This window comes from Flintibacter hominis (genome assembly GCF_014287965.1).
In the GTDB taxonomy this organism is placed as follows: Bacteria; Bacillota; Clostridia; order Oscillospirales; family Oscillospiraceae; genus Lawsonibacter; species Lawsonibacter aceti.
The window spans coordinates 359,998-376,434 of sequence record NZ_JACOPO010000001.1 but is presented as its reverse complement, the minus strand read 5'-3'; the positions used below and the strand labels follow the sequence as shown (position 1 = coordinate 376,434).

Sequence of the window (16,437 nt, the reverse complement as noted above, 5' to 3'; positions counted from 1 at the left end):
TAATCACCTCCCTGTGTTAATACGGAAATTATCCAAGTAGTCACGGTATAGCTGGTAACAGTCTTTCCCGTTATAATTACGGATCATTTCACGATAAGCCGGTTCAGAATCCGTCACAATGAATACTGTTTGAATTTCAGGATATAGTGCTATCTGCTCATCGAATTCTGGATAGTAGATTTCATCAATTAGTATAGCCATCTTGTTGATTGGCAGAATCAGCATGTTGGGCAAGTCACCTTCATCTACCGTAGGACATTTACCGATGGCTCCGCCCTTCATCCACAAGACAGGGAGAAGTTCCTTGAACTGCCTACCTAGGGCAACGGATGTCTTGTCCAAAAAAAACAGCTTGAAGAAGGCAGCGTTTGCCTTGAAGCCATCGGACATGGGAATATCACAGCCAATATAGTTGCCTTTCAGAGAATTGTTGTTTATATCGTGACCTTCGATGCTACACACAGTTCGAGGCCATGTCACATGGCGGGCAATCCCTAATTTGTTCCATTCTTCGTCACCGGGCTTAATTCCTTGCTTAAGCAAAGCCTTAGACTCATCTGCAGACACTTCGTTATTTGTCACCATGATACAACGGCGATGTCCGTTGTCCTCTGCGTTTAAGAGATTGACTGCGTGAAGGGTGGTGCCGGAGCCTGCAAAAAAGTCAACAATAATGGCGTCCTTTTTCTCTTTGGTTATAAATCGTATAGCGTCATGGACAGCATAGAGCGATTTTGGGTATGTAAATTTCCGACCTGGCAACACATTCTTAATAAAGCTACTTCCATGTTCACTGGCTGAATGGGACACTGAATTCCAAATAGTAGCTGGTTTTTTTGTACCTAGAGAATCTGCATACTCAAGTTCTAAATCACCTTCCGGATTTCTCCCCGTTACAATAATTTGGCCATTTTCAATTTTCTTAATCATTCCATCTTGGAGATAAGATACGGAACGTGTGCCATTTTTGTTGCGCTTTCCAAATCGAATATATCCTTTTTCCAAATAATTAAGGAAAGATGGCGGATATAGTCGCCACTGCAATTCTTGACCAGAACCACTGACCGGAAACATTGCTATAGTTCCTTCTGGGCAAATAACCGTTTTTCTATCCTGTTCAGGCTTAAGTGGTTCTCCTACAGAATGAAATTTCCCAGTGGTTTTATCAATAAAAATAGGGTAAAACAGACTGGGAATTCGGCCCCGTGTTGAACCTTCGCCATTTCGCATTAGACCAGCCCAGCGGACGCTGCGCTTATCTTCATTTACCTCCCGCAGCATGTCAGATTCACAGGGATAAACTTCCGATTTCCCTAAAAATACAAAGAACAAATATTCATCCACTCTTGAAAATCTTCCAGTTCTGGCAGAACCTTTTGGGTTAATTACCGAGGATACCATCTGGACTTCAGCTTCAGAGAAAATTTCCTCTAGTAAACATCCCAAATGTAGATATTCTTTTTCGTCAATGGTTACAATTAAAACCGAGTCTTCCGGATTTAATAATTTCTTCGCCAGCTTCAAACGCTTTTCCATCATGGACAACCATTTGCTATGGCGATAGGCATCCGTACTATCAACATAATCGTTATTATATTTCCAATCTTTAGCTCCCGTGTTATATGGGGGGTCAATATAGATGCAGTCTACCTTTTCTGCATATAGATATTCTAAAAGTTGGAGTGCGTGATAGTTATCTGCTTCAATCAATGTATGCCAAAGATCACTATCAGGCGCATTCTCTACATAATCCAAAGGTCTGAGCGTCGGATAAATTGGCTCTCCAAATTCTGCGATTGCCACAATTTCATCCCTTTGGAAAGTCACCTGTTCATGTGTTTCCCGGCGATCACACAGAACGGCACTACCTTCTGTTTTCAGGACAGTATAAATATCGCTGACATATCCAATTTTTCGCGCAACTTTAGAGCCAACTCGAATTGGCACATCATAGAGAGGCGTACACTCCGGCAAGTGTTCTTCAAACACCAATCCAAACTTCTTTTGTTTTACTAATTTATTTGTTTCCTGCAAAATCCGCTCACGCAGCGCTGGATCATCTATTTGTTGGATCAAATCTTGTAAAAGCGCCATTTCTATTCCCTCATCCTTCTGTAATGGTTTTCTCTTTTATATGGCATTGAATACCGTGTTCTTCACAAAATCCCATAACCTGAGCTGCCATCTGATTGTAAAAAGCTTTATGATTTTTGTAAGAATTCGCTTCTTTGCAGTAATTAGTCCTACCAAAGATAATCTTATCTACAAAACTCACAGCATCTAAAATCTCTTGTAAATCTTGTTCTATCAAATTTGGAGTGGGATATGGTTCAATGCTGACCCATGTCTTGCATCCAGCATCATGCAACGCTTTCAAAGCACCTAAGCGGTCTGCATAAGGAGCTGCACCTGGCTCCATTTTCACGCGATATGACTCATGTAGGGAGATCAATGTTATCCCGTGCTCATTCTCGGAAGAAAGCTGTGCCAGTTCCATCGGTAAGATACCTTTGGTGAGTGTCGTGCATCGAATGCCCGCTTGGTTCAATTTACGAATTGCTGCAATGCTCATTGTACTTACTTCAGGGAAGCCATTCATAAATGGATCTGTTGAAAAGCAAAGATGGACAGATTGTATTTTATCACGGAGCCGAGGAATTTCTCGATCCAATAGCTCTAAGGTATTGGATACCAAGCAAGGCTCCAGCCATTGCTCATAATCCTTTATCTGTCCAAACCTTTTTTTTAACAGAAATGCATAGCAGGGAAATTTGCAACCATGCGAGCACCCCTGTATATGATTCATGGTATAGTCACCATACTCAACACCGGTTTGATAGAGCATGGTTTTTCGTATAATAGTTTTCAAATTATTTCATCCTTAGTCTCGGTTCTGGAAAGAAAGTAGGTACTCTTTTTTTCCTGTTGTGGGGTTGTATTCTAATCGTTGTTTGACGCCGTACATACTTTTTAGCTCTGCTCTGATTTCTTTTCTAAATCCATCAGATGGAAATACTGGATGGCTATCAAGATGGTCCCACAGTTCGTCAAGCAGTACGTCCTGGCGTCCAGCAAATTCTCGGCTGAGATATTTCGCAATGTCCCGCACAGTAAAGCACGATTCGTCAGTTTGAGTAGAAATGATTCCGCTTGTGCCTACCCCAAAATCCATAACAAGCTGATCAGGATTGCTGTGCAAGTGCTTGGTTGATGACTGTCCACCAAAAACTTTCCAAGCACACTTCTTATATAATTTGAAGCCTTCCTCATTACTGGTACAATGAAGGAGACTGTACACTTGGGAATTTTGGCTATTGTAAAACGGAAATGCCGCTACATAATACTTACGGCTCCCTTTCAGTGTGGTAATGATTTCTCTCACGCGCTTCTCGTAAGCCTTCTTATCACTACCATAAGGCACTAGTTTTTCAAAATCTGCAAGGTATGTATTTTCGTATTTTTCCTTTGTTGATTTGCGTTTTGCCTGGGTAATTGCTCTGACAGGATCTGATACCATGTGATTAATTAGGACCTCTCCCCAGTTTCTAAAAAAGGGAAACAACGCCTCCCAATCAATAGAAGCATCATAGGGATCATACAAAAGGAAATAATGGAGGTACTTGGCATCATAAAGTTGTGGACCGATTATATGCAAAAATTCACTGGCATCTCCAACTTGGGTAATGATACGAAAATTCCGCTCATCACTAGGCAAATGTTTCTTGATTTCCTTAACCCTTAATGGATCAATATCATTCAAATATATCTCAATATTTTTGCCGGGGTAATTTCTTGCAACATCTAAAAGCACCTTTGCAACTCTTACAGGAGTACCTTCTGTTTGCTGACCCTTTTCATCATTGATGTAGATGCCGCTGTTACACATACAATCAATGAAAACCAATGTGTTGCAGAAGTTATTCAGCATCAACTTTTGAGCCCAAGATTTAACATACTCTTCAATCAGTTCAAATTTCTTTATGGTATGTTGGCTTGCTTTACTAATCAAAGACTTTGAACTTTTGTTGACCATGAAATCCACCTCATTTTTGTTTTGTATCGTCTTCTGTGGGGATTAACTCCATAATATCCCCAATGTCGCAATTCATGGCCTGACATACCTTCATTAGCACTTCCATGCTGACATTCTCATTCTTTGAAAGCTTTGTGACAGACGCCCAGCTAATTCCGGCAGATGCTTGCAAATCTTTTTTCTTCATGTCTTTATCAATTAGCATCTTCCATAATTTTTTGAAACTGACTTCCAATGCAGTCACCTCGCAGTTCTATAAAAGCGCAACAAGCTATACTTAATAGTATAACTTAATCCACCATCAACAAGCAAGAGATTTTCTTCATAAATGCAGGAATATTCTCTATCAAATACAAAATTCTGTTTGCCGCTTTGTCAAAGCTCTCTTTTGGGGCAACTAAAAATCCTCCAGAGGCGCATCTTTTTCGATACCGCTTCTAGCGGATTTGCTTTACCGTTAGTCTAACAAAGTTTTTCTGTCACTGCCTTCAGATACAGTTCCGGATCACCATTCAAAATCAGTTCCGTATAGGCCAGCGAATCGTTGTAGATCAGCCAGTCCAGTTCTGACCGCTGGCACATACTATTTGCCACCTCGTTTTCCACGGCAGCGCAGTCGATGGAGAGTAGCATCCCATCATCCAGTCGAAGTTCCACGCAGGCTGTGTCTAGGTTAAACTCACAGGACAAAATTTTTCTCATACTCGTTACCTCCCAATGCTTAAATTTCGGTTGATTTTCCGCAGCGGCACAAGGGCTGTTTCGGTTGTTTTAGATACAGGCAAGCAATGCGAGTGTTAATACACACTCACATTTCCTGCCGTCTGCTTGTTGAGGGCAGCGCCCCCAAGCCCCTTTTGAACACAGAATTTCATTCTGTGGCTGCGCGTTCTGCGAACGCTTTGAAAGGGGATGCCAAAACGCCGCCCCCTTTAAGATCCCCTGGAATAAATCGTTCCACCCTTATTACTTTGCGGGCTGCCGTAAAACACAGTAGCCCTCGCTTGATGTATGGGCAAAATGCCTACCTATCGTTCTCTTTTACTCCGCATCCTGTGTTCTGTTTTTGGGGCATGGGGTGTCGTGAAACGCGACATCCTATGGTGATTTTGGGGTGCCCTAAAATGGGGCACCCTTTGGGATAATGGGGTGGCAAAACACCACCTCATCCGAGATGCTTTTTAGCGAAATTTCTTTGCCAAAACTGCCGTTTGCCATTCCTTTTGCCAGGAAAAAACAGGAGCGTGTCACGCTCCTGTTCAAGCCAACAGGGAGAAGATTGACTTTGGTGCTAATTTCATCCGCGAGATTAGTATGAAAGTAAGCACCTGTTACCAGCGAAAATCCGGGAATATCCCTCGCTTATCCAGGTATTCCTGCCGGGCCTGCTCCCGTTCTTCTGCGGTGGGCGCGGTCTTATATTTTGCATACAGTTCATGCCGCACCATCGCATCTAACTTTTGCTCCAACCCCCGATGAATTTCCTCGTCATAATCATCGTCATAGGCCAGATGATACTCCACCAAAGCTACAAAAAGGTCATAGGTAATTTGTACACCTTTCATATTCATTTCCTTTCCGCGACGGTTGCGACGATAGCGACGGTGTTTTTGACGGTATCATTTTCACCGTCGCGACCGTCGCTATCGTCGCGCCCCTTATTCTTCGGTTACTTCACAGGAGATTGGCTCTACCAGCATATAGGTCAATTTCACTTGCCGACCGGAATGTTTGGCCTTATTTTCATAGCCAACATGGTATTCCTCCAGCAGTCTGCCTGCCTTGACATTCAGATACTTAGTGAGGGCATTGGAGGCCATTCCCGTTTGGATGGCTTCAGCCAGTTCGGATGGAGAGCCGATCCACTCCCGGCACTCAAGAGAAACCAACTTTGCAACTGCATCCAGCACCGGGTCCGGCGGTTCTTTATACAACTCGTTTTCCATGCGTTCCAGATTCCAGATTTGGGTCTGCGGGTCCTTCTTCAAATAGAGAATCTGATCCGGCTGATCCCGCCCCACAACTTTGATAGTAGAGTCCAGTTCCGTGCGTTTTTTCTTCTGCATCAGCAGCGAACCATCTGCACAGCCCAGCAATCCTGTGGTGCCGGAAATCGTCTCAAAGGAATCGTCTGCCTGCTGCTTCCGGGTGTGATGAACGGTCAGAACACAGATTCCATGCTGATCGGCAAACTGCTTGATTCTGCCGATGATCTCATAGTCGCTGGCATAACTGTACGCTTCACCGCCTACCTCACGGATTTTCTGCATAGTGTCAATGATAATGAGATTGGTGTCCGGGTGCTCCTGCACGAAATTCTTCAGCTGTTCATCCAATCCATTCCCAATCTTCCCGGCGGCGGTGGCGAAGTGGAGGTTGAGGGTATCGTTCACGCCGTACATCATAAACATCCGGCTCTGGATACGCTGAAAATCATCTTCCAGCGCAAGGTAAAGCACCGTTCCCTGATGGACTTTATATCCCCACAAATCCTGCCCGGTGCTGACATGGTAGGCAATCTGAGCTACTAGGAAGGACTTACCGATTTTGGGCGCTCCGGCAAGGATATATGCTCCTGCGTAAAGCAGGCCTTCCACCACCGGCGGCCTACTCTTATAGGTGGTCTGGAACAGCTCTGTCATTGTGAGTGTATGCAGGTATCGGGGGTCTGTCATGCGCTGCATCTTGCGGTACATTTCTTCCAGACTGTCCTGGGAGTTTACAATTTCATCGTTGCTTTTTTGCTCAGAAATGGATATACTATTTTCAGAGTTTTTTGAGATTGACTGCCCATCATCTGCGCCAACAGATGAGCTTTGGGCGGTCATTTTCTTTTTCTCATCGGTCATAGTCAAATTCCTCCTACAGTTCATAATAGTTGTAATCATTCGGATTGTGTCCAGCAGCTCGTCGTTCACGCCCTGTCCGGCTTCGATACTGCGCCGTTCGTCCAGCACGGCAGACAACTGATCCCGCAGGGCTTTGTAAACCTTTGGGTTGCCCTGCACCACCACATCTCGTTCCAATAGCCGACGGATAATGTAATCCTGCTTGGTCAGGCCGGTGAGTTTCACCAGGGTTTCCAGTTGGAGATCCTCTTCCGCCGATACTCGGAAAGCCACCGTCTTGTTTCTCCAGCGGTTGTGGTTGTCATAGTTCTTCTTGGACATCTTCTTACACCCCCTTCTCATTTTTCAGTGAATCCAACTTGTCAGCCATTTCCACCTGTCGGGTGGGGAACAGATGGGCATATCGGTAGGTGATGTCGATACTCTCATGCCCCACACGCTCTGCAATAGCCAGGGCGGTAAAGCCCATGTCGATCAACAAACTGATGTGGCTATGCCTCAAATCGTGTATGCGAATCCTTTTCACCCCAGTTTGCTTACAGCCACGGTCCATTTCTCGGTGGAGATAGCTTTTGCTGATGGGAAACATCCGGCTGTCCGGCTCCACTCCATAGAGCTGCTTGAGGTAGTCCTGGAGTTCATCACAGAGGAACTGCGGCATCTGGATCACGCGGTTACTCTTGGGTGTTTTAGGCGTAGTGACCACATCCTGCTTATTGAGCCGCTGGTAAGACTTATTGATGGTGACTGTGCGCTTTTCAAAGTCAAAATCTGCCGGGGTCAGGGCCAGCAGCTCTCCCTCACGGACACCACACCAGTACAATACCTCAAAGGCGTAGAAGGACAACGGCTTGTCCATCATGGCTTCGGAAAATCGCGTGTACTCCTCTCGAGTCCAGAACAACATCTCCTTTCGTTCCTCCGCCCCCATATTTCCAGCCTGTCGGGCTGGGTTGAGGTTCAGGCCATAAAACCGGGCAGCATGGTTGAAAATGGCGCTAAGCTGGTTGTGAACTGTCTTCAGGTAAGTTTTCGACAGAGGTTTGCCATGGCAGTCCCTCAACTCCCGGATTTCATTTTGCCAACGGATAATGTCCTTTGCCGTGATCTCCGAGAGTTTTCGATTTGCAAAATAGGGGAGGATCTTTTTCTTGATGATACTCTCCTTGGTGAGCCAGGTATTGAGTTTCAGCTTGGGTTTAATGTCCTTCTCATAGAGAGCAACAAAACTCTCAAAGGTCATGTTCACATCAGCCTGTTTTTCCATCAGGAACTCCCGTTCCCATTCCAGCGCTTCTCGCTTAGTGGCAAAGCCGCGCTTGAGCTTCTGCTGGCGTTCACCCTTCCAATCGGTGTAGCGGAATTGAACATACCAGGTGCCATTGTCCTTGTTTTTGAACGCTGCCATAATTATTTCTCCTTCCTTTCTGTCTCAGATCTTGTACCATAGAATTTCTCGTGGAAAAACTTTCGGTCAATTCGCCCGGCAATGGTGATGCAGCCGGTTTTAGCCAGTTCCTCATTCATCTGTCGAATGAGCCTATAGGCAAAGGGGATGGAGATCCCCAACTCCTCTGCCACTTCGTTGACACGCATAAAAATCTGATTAGCCATAATAAATACCTTCCTTTCTTCGTTGATCGTTTCTGCCTGCTAATTTTGCTTTTCATAAAGACCTCCTTACTCTCTACTGCCACTTTTTCTCGGTTTCGCAACCAAAAATCTGATGGTCCATTTGATTCGCCATATTATCTAAACTTATTAGCTTAGTGTTCTTATGATACTATACATATAAGCTTAGTTCAAGTGTTTTGAAAGAAATATTATTAAATAAATTTGCTTAGATTATCTTGACAAAACTAAGCAAATATGCTATGTTTCAAATAAGGACAATCATAGATTGGAGTTGATGATATGGCGATTGGTGAACGAATTCACTTTTTCCGTCTCCTGCGGGGAATGACACAAAAATATCTCGGCATGTCACTGGGCTTCCCGGAGAAGTCTGCTGATGTACGCCTTGCACAATATGAAACAGGATCAAGAACCCCAAAGGCAGACCTGACCGCCGCCTTAGCTGAGGTGCTGGATGTCTCGCCCCATGCACTCTCTGTTCCGGACATAGACTCCTATGTAGGGCTGATGCACACGCTGTTTACCTTGGAGGACAACTATGGACTCAAGATCAGTGAGATGGACGGAGAGATCTGCTTGAAGGTCGATGTTCGGAGGAACAAGGACGCCGCCCGACTGCACGAGATGCTCTGGACCTGGCGGGAACAGGCCGCCAAGTTGGAGGCCGGAGAGATCTCCCAGGAGGACTATGACCGCTGGCGTTACCACTACCCGGAGTACGACAGCAGCCAGATCTGCGCCAAGGTGCCGCCGGAGGATCTGATCTAACTCTCTCACTTGTAGGCCACGGGAAAGGCCATTTGTTGCACAAAATCAAATAATTCAGATAAATGAGAACAAAATAAAAAAGTCTAACTGATCAACAAAAATCAGTTAGACCTTTTACTTATGAATAAAAAGATGAGGATTTTGGGCTACTCGCAAGCCACCCGATTTTTCTTTTCAAACTCAATAAATCGGGATTTCACGAGTGCTATCAATCTGCTATCAAATGGGGAATTTGAAAGTCAAAAACTCAGTCTTTATGCGGGTTTGTGGGCCCTCATATCCACTTTTTACTTATTCCCACTCGATGGTGGCGGGGGGCTTGGACGTGATGTCGTAACAGATGCGATTGATACCCTTGACCTCATTGACAATTCGGGTGGAAATCTTGTCCAGCACGTCGTAAGGGATTCTGGCCCAGTCGGCGGTCATAAAGTCACTGGTGGTCACGGCGCGGAGCGCCAGGGTGTAGTCGTAGGTCCGGCCGTCTCCCATGACTCCCACAGAGCGGGTATTGGTAAGGACGGCGAAATACTGGTTCAAGTTCTTGTCCTCACCGGCTTTGGCAATCTCGTCCCGGAAGATGAAGTCCGCCTCCCGGAGCATATCGGCTTTCTCTTTGGTAATATCCCCGATGATGCGGATGGCCAGGCCGGGGCCGGGGAAGGGCTGCCGGGACACCAGATATTCCGGCAGACCCAGCTCACGCCCAAGCTGGCGGACCTCGTCCTTAAACAGCAGGCGCAGCGGCTCAATGATCTCCCGAAAGTCCACATAGTCAGGCAGCCCACCCACATTGTGGTGGCTTTTGATGACGGCGGCGTCCCCCGCTCCCGACTCGATGACATCGGGGTAGATAGTACCCTGGGCCAGGAAGTCCACGGCCCCCACCTTTTTGGCCTCCTCCTCAAAAACCCGGATAAACTCCTCGCCGATGATCTTCCGCTTGCGCTCCGGCTCGTCCACTCCGGCCAGCTTCAGCAGGAAACGGCTTTCGGCGTCCACCCGGACGAAGTTGATATCCCACTTGGAGAAAGCGGCCTCCACCTCGTCGCCTTCATTCAGGCGCATCAGTCCGTGGTCCACAAAGACACAGGTGAGCTGCTTTCCCACCGCCTCAGCCAGCAGGGCGGCCACCACCGAGGAGTCCACCCCTCCGGACAGGGCCAGCAAAACCTTTCCCTGTCCCACCTTTTCCCGGACGGCGGAGATAGCCGTGTTCTTATAATCCTCCATAGTCCAGTCGCCCTTGGCTCCGCACACCTCGTAGAGGAAATTGCGGATCATCGCCACACCATTTTCGCTGTGATTCACCTCCGGATGGAACTGAACGCCGTAGAATCCCCGCGTTTCATCGGCGATAGCCACGTTGGGGCAGGCGTCGCTGTGGGCTACCAAGGCGAAGCCCTCTGGCACTTTGGCCATATAATCCCCATGGCTCATCCAGGAAATGCCCTGGGCCGGCAGTCCGTGGAACAGCTTGCAGGCCGTATCGTAGTAGGTCTGGGTCTTGCCGTATTCCCGGGCGGAGTCGTCCTGGGCCTCGGTGACCTGTCCACCCAGAGCGTGGGCCATCAGCTGACAGCCATAGCAGATGCCCAGGATGGGCACGCCCCAGGTAAAAATGTCCGAATCCACATGGGGGGAATCATCCAGGTACACAGAGTTGGGACCGCCGGTGAAAATGATGCCGATGGGGTCCATGGCCTTCAGCTCGGCCAAGGGGGTCGTGTACGGCTTTACCTCGCAATACACATTGCATTCACGGACCCGGCGGGCGATGAGTTGGTTATACTGTCCGCCGAAGTCCAGAACGATGACAGTCTGATGGGACATGGAAACATCCTTCCTTGCTTCATAAAATGGAATAATTTACAAAGATTTAACCGTCCCCGCCTTGCTTTTTACCTCCAGCGGCGCTATGATAAACGCAGAACACAAGGAAAGGAGGTCATGCCATGAATGATTTTTACTGGAACAGCCGCTCTGATCTGGAGGATCTGATTTATGAGGACCAGCAGACCGTCGCCAGTGAGCGGTAACACGAACAGATCTGTGCAAGAAGCCACACCGAAGGGTGTGGGGTTTTTTGTTTTATGGGATGTATCTCCCGCCCTCTACGCGGAACTGGGCATATGACTCATAATAGTCCTGTTCTTGAAGGGGGCCGTCGGAACTCCTGTGCCAATAGCCGAAGGTGATCCGGTACTGTCCGTCGGGCAGTTTTCCATAGGGCGACAGAAATACCTGTCCCTGAACAGTATCCCCCGGCTCCGCTTCCAGTCCCACCCCGGCAGTGTCGTATTCCTTATGGGGGACCCAGTACCACTGTCCGTCCAGCAGGGCAGTCAGCCCGGCATCGAACAAGAGCTTCCCCTCCCGGTCCACCGAGGCCCCCGACTCCAGCCGCGCATCGCTGAAATTGGAAAAGGTCAGATACAGCTGATACCCAGTGGTTTCCAGGGTCAGTTCCGCGCCAGAATAGGCTTCCATCGTCTCTGCCGGGGTCAGCTCCTCCGCCCGCAGGGACACGGGCCGGGAGGTAAACCAGGCAAAGGCCGCCAGCCCTCCCAGAAGGATAGCCAGCATCCCACAGAAGGGTCCCCATTTTTTGACCGCGTTTTTCATCCTTTACGCCTCCCAAATCCTTTCTATTGTATAAGACGGAAATCATAGGGCGGAGTTGCGGACAGATGAAAAAGATTTTGAAAAAGATGAGCGGGGGAGGGAATTTCCCTCCCCCGCGGGGAGCTTAGATCTTGGTGATGTCTATGGGTGTCAGGTCCTCACTGCGGCTCTGCTGCCGGACGGTGAGAAGGGCCCGAGCGGTATCGATGGCGGTAACACAGCCCACCCCATGCTCCACGGCGGAGCGGCGGATCCGGAATCCGTCAGAGTCGTGCTTCCGGCCCCGCGTCGGGGTGTTGATGACCAGGTCCACAGTCCCGGAGGCGATCATATCCAGGATATTGGGGTGGGCCTGGGATACCCGGTTCACCCGCTTGCACTCAATACCAGCCTCGTTCAGCGCGTCACAGGTCCCAGAGGTGGCATAGAGCTCCACTCCCATGTCCTCAAAGCCCCGGGCAATGGAGATCACCTCGCTCTTGTCCTCATCCTTGACCGTAAGGATGACCCGGCCGCCCTTCTTGGGAGCCCGCATTCCGGAGCCCTTGAACGCCTTGAGCAGCGCCTGGGGGAAGGTCTCGGCCAGTCCCAGCACCTCACCGGTGGACTTCATTTCAGGGCCGAGGCCGGTATCCACGTCGGTGAGCTTTTCAAAGGAAAAGACAGGGGCTTTCACGGCGAAGTAGCTGGCCTCCTTATAGATGCCCGTGCCATAGCCCAGGTCCTTCAGCTTCTGGCCCAGCATGACCTTTGTGGCCAGGTCGATGATAGGCACGCCGGTGACCTTAGAGATATAGGGGATGGTGCGGGAGGAGCGGGGGTTGACCTCAATGACGTAGATGTCGTCGTTATAGAGGATATACTGGGCGTTGATCAGGCCAATGACACCCAGGTGCTGGGCCATGTTCCGGGTGTGCTGGAGGATGAGATCCCGGTGCTTCTGCTCCAGATGAAGGGGGGGATACACGGCGATGGAGTCGCCCGAGTGGACGCCGGCCCGCTCCACGTGTTCCATAATACCGGGAATAAGGATATCCTCCCCGTCGAATACGCCGTCCACCTCCAGCTCCCGGCCCATCAGGTACTTGTCGATGAGGATGGGGTGCTCCTGGACGGTCATATTAATGATGCGCATGAATTCCTCGATGTTGCGGTCAGAGTAAGCGATCTCCATCCCCTGTCCACCCAGCACATAGGAGGGCCGGACCAGGACAGGATAGCCCAGTTCATGGGCGGCGGCCAAAGCCTCCTCGGTGGTATAGACGGTGCGACCCTTGGCTCTGGGAATGTTGCACTTCTGCAAGATCTCGTCGAACCGCTCCCGGTCCTCGGCCGCGTCCACGCCGTCGGCGGGGGTGCCCAGGATGCGCACTCCCATGTCAGTCAGGGCTTTAGCCAGCTTGATAGCGGTCTGCCCGCCGAACTGAACCACAGCTCCCCAGGGCTTCTCCTGCTCCACAATGTTCTGCACGTCCTCAGCGGTCAGGGGCTCAAAGTAGAGCTTGTCCGCCACGTCGAAGTCGGTGGATACGGTCTCCGGGTTGTTGTTGATAATGATGGTCTCATAGCCCAGGCGCTTGAAGGCCCAAACAGAGTGGACAGAGCAGTAGTCGAACTCGATGCCCTGGCCGATGCGGATGGGGCCGGAGCCCAGCACCAGCACCTTCCTGCGGTCCCCCCCGTTGTCCACAGCCTCATTCTCCCCGTCATAGGAGGAGTAGTAGTAGGGGGTGGCGGCGTCGAACTCGGCGGCGCAGGTGTCCACCTTCTTAAAGGCCGGAATAATGCCGTACTTCTCCCGCAGGGCCTTGACCTCCGCCTGCTTCATGCCGCAGAGGGTGCCGATATAGCTGTCGGCAAAGCACATCTCCTTGGCCCGCTTCAGCAGGTCGGCGTCAGGAACACCCTTGCAGGCCTTCAGCTCCTCCTCCATGTCGATGATGCGCTTGAAGCCGTCCAGGAACCAGACATCCATCTTGGTGATGTGATTGATCTTCTGGGGAGAGAAGCCCCGGCGCAGGGCCTCGGCCACCACGAATAGGCGTTCGTCCGTGACCTGGACCAGCATATCCTCGATCTCGTCGGTATACAGTCCTTCCAGCTTGTCCAGCTTCAGGGCACGAACATTCAGCTCCAGGGAGCGGATGGCCTTCATCAGAGCGCCCTCGAAGGAGTTGGCGATAGACATGACCTCGCCCGTGGCCTTCATCTGGGTACCCAGAGTGCGGCTGGCGGTGGTAAACTTGTCAAAGGGCAGGCGGGGAATTTTCAGCACACAGTAATCAATGGTGGGCTCAAAGCAGGCCATGGTAGTGCCGGTCACCGCGTTGGGGATCTCATCCAGGGTATAGCCCAGAGCCACCTTGGCGGCCACCTTGGCGATGGGGTAGCCTGTGGCCTTAGAGGCCAGGGCGGAGGAACGGGACACACGGGGGTTGACCTCGATGACCGCGTACTCATAGCTGTCCGGATTCAGGGCAAACTGAACATTACATCCCCCCTCGATCTCCAGGGCGGTGATGATGTCCAAGGCGGCGGAGCGGAGCATTTGAAACTCCCGGTTGGCCAGGGTCTGGGTAGGGGCCACCACGATGGAGTCGCCGGTGTGAACGCCCACGGGGTCGATGTTCTCCATGGAGCAGATGGTGATGACGTTGCCGGCGGAGTCCCGCATGACCTCGAACTCGATTTCCTTCCAGCCGGAGATGCACCGCTCGATGAGCACCTCGTTCACCCGGGACAGGGCGATGCCGCGCTCAGAGATCTCCCGCAGGGATGCCTCGTCATAGGCGATGCCGCCGCCGGTTCCGCCCAGGGTATAGGCGGGACGGACGATGACGGGATAGCCGATCTCATTGGTGAAGTCCACCGCATCCTGAACGGTGTTGACCACTTTGGACACCACGCAGGGCTGCCCGATGGACTCCATGCAGTCCTTAAAACCCTGGCGGTCCTCCGCCTTGTGGATAGAGGCAGGGCTGGTACCCAGCAGGCGCACCCCATATTTCGCCAGAGTCCCGTTCTCATGGAGAGCCATAGCCATATTCAGGCCGGTCTGGCCGCCCATGTTAGGCAGCAGGGCATCAGGGCGCTCCTTCTCGATGACCTGGGTAATAGAGGGGATATTCATTGGCTCGATATACACATGGTCGGCGATATCCTTGTCCGTCATGATAGTGGCGGGGTTAGAGTTGACCAGCACCACCTCCAGCCCCTCTTCCTTCAGAGCCCGGCAGGCCTGGGTCCCGGCGTAATCGAACTCGGCGGCCTGACCGATGACGATGGGGCCGGAGCCCAGCACCAGTACCTTCTTTATGTCTGTATATTTCGGCATTACTTGGCACCTCCCATGGATCCAACAAAGCGGTCAAACAGATACTCCACAGCCTTGGGGCCGGTATTGCCCTCGGGGTGGAACTGGGTGGAGAAGCAGTTGGGGCGGGCATATCTCAATCCCTCGCAGCTTCCGTCGTTCACATTCTCCAGGGACACTTGGGCCACCGCCGGGTCCACAGAGTCCCGGACCACGGCATAGCCGTGGTTCTGGCTGGTGATGAATACCCTGCCCAGCTCCAGATCCCGGACAGGCACGTTGCCTCCCCGGTGTCCGTAGGGCAGCTTCTCGGTCCTGGCCCCGGTGGCCAGGGCCAGCAGCTGGTGGCCCAGCCCCAGCCCAAAGAGGGGCAGGGAGCTGTCATACAGCTTCTTCACCTGGGCGATGAGGGCGGTGTTTTCGGCCGGGTCGCCCGGACCGTTGGACAGCAGCACTCCGTCATACCCGCCGGCCAGCACCTCCTCGGCCGGGGTGGAGGCGGGCAGAGCGGTCACCGCGCAGCCCCGGCGGGTCAGGCTGTCCACCACGCCCTGAGTGACACCGTAATCCATCACCGCCAGGCGGCATTTCTCCTCTCCCTGGGCGGGGAACACCTGTGGCTGAGTCCGGGTGACTTTGGACACGGCATGTTCCACTTTATAGGCTTTCAGCTTTTCCAGGGCCTCAGCGACATTAAAATGCTCCGCACAGGTGAGCATACCATTCATGCTCCCCTGGTTGCGGAGTATCTTTGTCAGCGCCCGAGTGTCCACACCCTGGATGCCGGAAATATTATGCTGCTTCAAAAAATCATCCAAGGTGTCCTCACAGCGGAAGTTGCTCCCGCGGGGGGACAGATGCCGGACCACCAGAGCCTCCACCCAGGGGCGGCTGGACTCGTTGTCCTCGCTGTTGACACCATAGTTGCCAATGAGGGGATAGGACATGACCACGCCCTGCCCCGCGTAGGATGGGTCGGTCAGGATCTCCTGGTACCCGGCCATGGAGGTGTTAAACACCATCTCACAGATCCGGTCGGAGGTGCTGCCGATGCTGGCGCCGGAAAATACGCTTCCGTTGGCCAGGATCAAAGTCGCTTTCATTGAATTCTCACACGCCTTCCGTTCCAGTTCTATTGTTTGGTTAAATCAAGTTATTTTATCGAAAAATCGTCTGGTTGGCAAGATGTATCTTTCCTTTTTTCAGCAGAATTT

General features: G+C 50.8%; 14 protein-coding genes and 1 pseudogene. 1 reads left to right on the top strand and 14 read right to left on the bottom strand.

The genetic code is table 11. The features are described from left to right. Window positions 1-3: 3 nt before the first annotated feature. The 10 genes and pseudogenes from H8S11_RS01815 to H8S11_RS01770 all read right to left on the bottom strand — a co-directional run bounded on the left by H8S11_RS01815 (window position 4) and on the right by H8S11_RS01770 (window position 8,496). Window positions 4-2,094, bottom strand: coding sequence for a site-specific DNA-methyltransferase (locus H8S11_RS01815; RefSeq protein ID WP_186851976.1), 2,091 nt, complete (start codon window positions 2,092-2,094; stop codon window positions 4-6). Window positions 2,095-2,104: 10 nt separating this feature from the next. Further along, entirely contained in the window at window positions 2,105-2,869 is a 765-nt protein-coding gene (locus H8S11_RS01810; RefSeq protein ID WP_243200887.1) for a radical SAM protein, read from the bottom strand. Window positions 2,870-2,881: 12 nt separating this feature from the next. After that, window positions 2,882-4,033, bottom strand: a complete 1,152-nt coding sequence (gene tcmP / locus H8S11_RS01805) for a three-Cys-motif partner protein TcmP (protein WP_186851975.1) — start codon at window positions 4,031-4,033, stop codon at window positions 2,882-2,884. 10 nt (window positions 4,034-4,043) lie between these two features. Then, a complete protein-coding gene (locus tag H8S11_RS01800; protein WP_186851974.1) occupies window positions 4,044-4,268 on the bottom strand; it encodes a helix-turn-helix domain-containing protein in 225 nt (74 codons plus the stop codon). A 227-nt stretch (window positions 4,269-4,495) separates the two neighbouring features. Then, window positions 4,496-4,735, bottom strand: coding sequence for a DUF6061 family protein (locus tag H8S11_RS01795; protein WP_186851973.1), 240 nt, complete (start codon window positions 4,733-4,735; stop codon window positions 4,496-4,498). 629 nt (window positions 4,736-5,364) lie between these two features. After that, complete coding sequence (locus H8S11_RS01790; RefSeq protein ID WP_186851972.1) at window positions 5,365-5,598, bottom strand: complexin-2; 234 nt, start codon at window positions 5,596-5,598, stop codon at window positions 5,365-5,367. A 93-nt stretch (window positions 5,599-5,691) separates the two neighbouring features. Then, on the bottom strand, window positions 5,692-6,882 hold the full coding sequence (locus H8S11_RS01785; RefSeq protein WP_186851971.1) for an AAA family ATPase: 1,191 nt from the start codon (window positions 6,880-6,882) through the stop codon (window positions 5,692-5,694). Window positions 6,883-6,900: 18 nt separating this feature from the next. After that, window positions 6,901-7,203 (bottom strand): annotated as a pseudogene (locus tag H8S11_RS14145) (plasmid mobilization protein); the annotation flags it as partial. 4 nt (window positions 7,204-7,207) lie between these two features. Next, entirely contained in the window at window positions 7,208-8,290 is a 1,083-nt protein-coding gene (locus tag H8S11_RS01775) for a site-specific integrase (RefSeq protein WP_072684426.1), read from the bottom strand. Window positions 8,291-8,292: 2 nt separating this feature from the next. Then, complete coding sequence (locus H8S11_RS01770) at window positions 8,293-8,496, bottom strand: helix-turn-helix domain-containing protein (protein WP_186851970.1); 204 nt, start codon at window positions 8,494-8,496, stop codon at window positions 8,293-8,295. Between the two features lie 300 nt (window positions 8,497-8,796). On the opposite strand from H8S11_RS01770, the gene H8S11_RS01765 reads away from it, so the two are divergent. Further along, window positions 8,797-9,285 (top strand): helix-turn-helix domain-containing protein, encoded by a 489-nt coding sequence (locus H8S11_RS01765; RefSeq protein ID WP_186851969.1) that lies wholly within the window; start codon window positions 8,797-8,799, stop codon window positions 9,283-9,285. A gap of 291 nt (window positions 9,286-9,576) precedes the next feature. Here the strand turns inward: H8S11_RS01765 and guaA are convergent, their stop codons facing one another. The 4 genes from guaA to H8S11_RS01745 all read right to left on the bottom strand — a co-directional run bounded on the left by guaA (window position 9,577) and on the right by H8S11_RS01745 (window position 16,326). After that, window positions 9,577-11,118 (bottom strand): glutamine-hydrolyzing GMP synthase, encoded by a 1,542-nt coding sequence (gene guaA / locus H8S11_RS01760; RefSeq protein WP_186851968.1) that lies wholly within the window; start codon window positions 11,116-11,118, stop codon window positions 9,577-9,579. A 258-nt stretch (window positions 11,119-11,376) separates the two neighbouring features. Further along, on the bottom strand, window positions 11,377-11,910 hold the full coding sequence (locus H8S11_RS01755; protein WP_186851967.1) for a hypothetical protein: 534 nt from the start codon (window positions 11,908-11,910) through the stop codon (window positions 11,377-11,379). 124 nt (window positions 11,911-12,034) lie between these two features. Continuing rightward, a complete protein-coding gene (carB, locus tag H8S11_RS01750) occupies window positions 12,035-15,244 on the bottom strand; it encodes a carbamoyl-phosphate synthase large subunit (protein ID WP_186851966.1) in 3,210 nt (1,069 codons plus the stop codon). Then, complete coding sequence (locus H8S11_RS01745; protein ID WP_186851965.1) at window positions 15,244-16,326, bottom strand: carbamoyl phosphate synthase small subunit; 1,083 nt, start codon at window positions 16,324-16,326, stop codon at window positions 15,244-15,246. Before H8S11_RS01745 ends, carB begins: the two co-directional genes overlap by 1 nt. Between the last annotated feature and the right edge of the window lie 111 nt (window positions 16,327-16,437).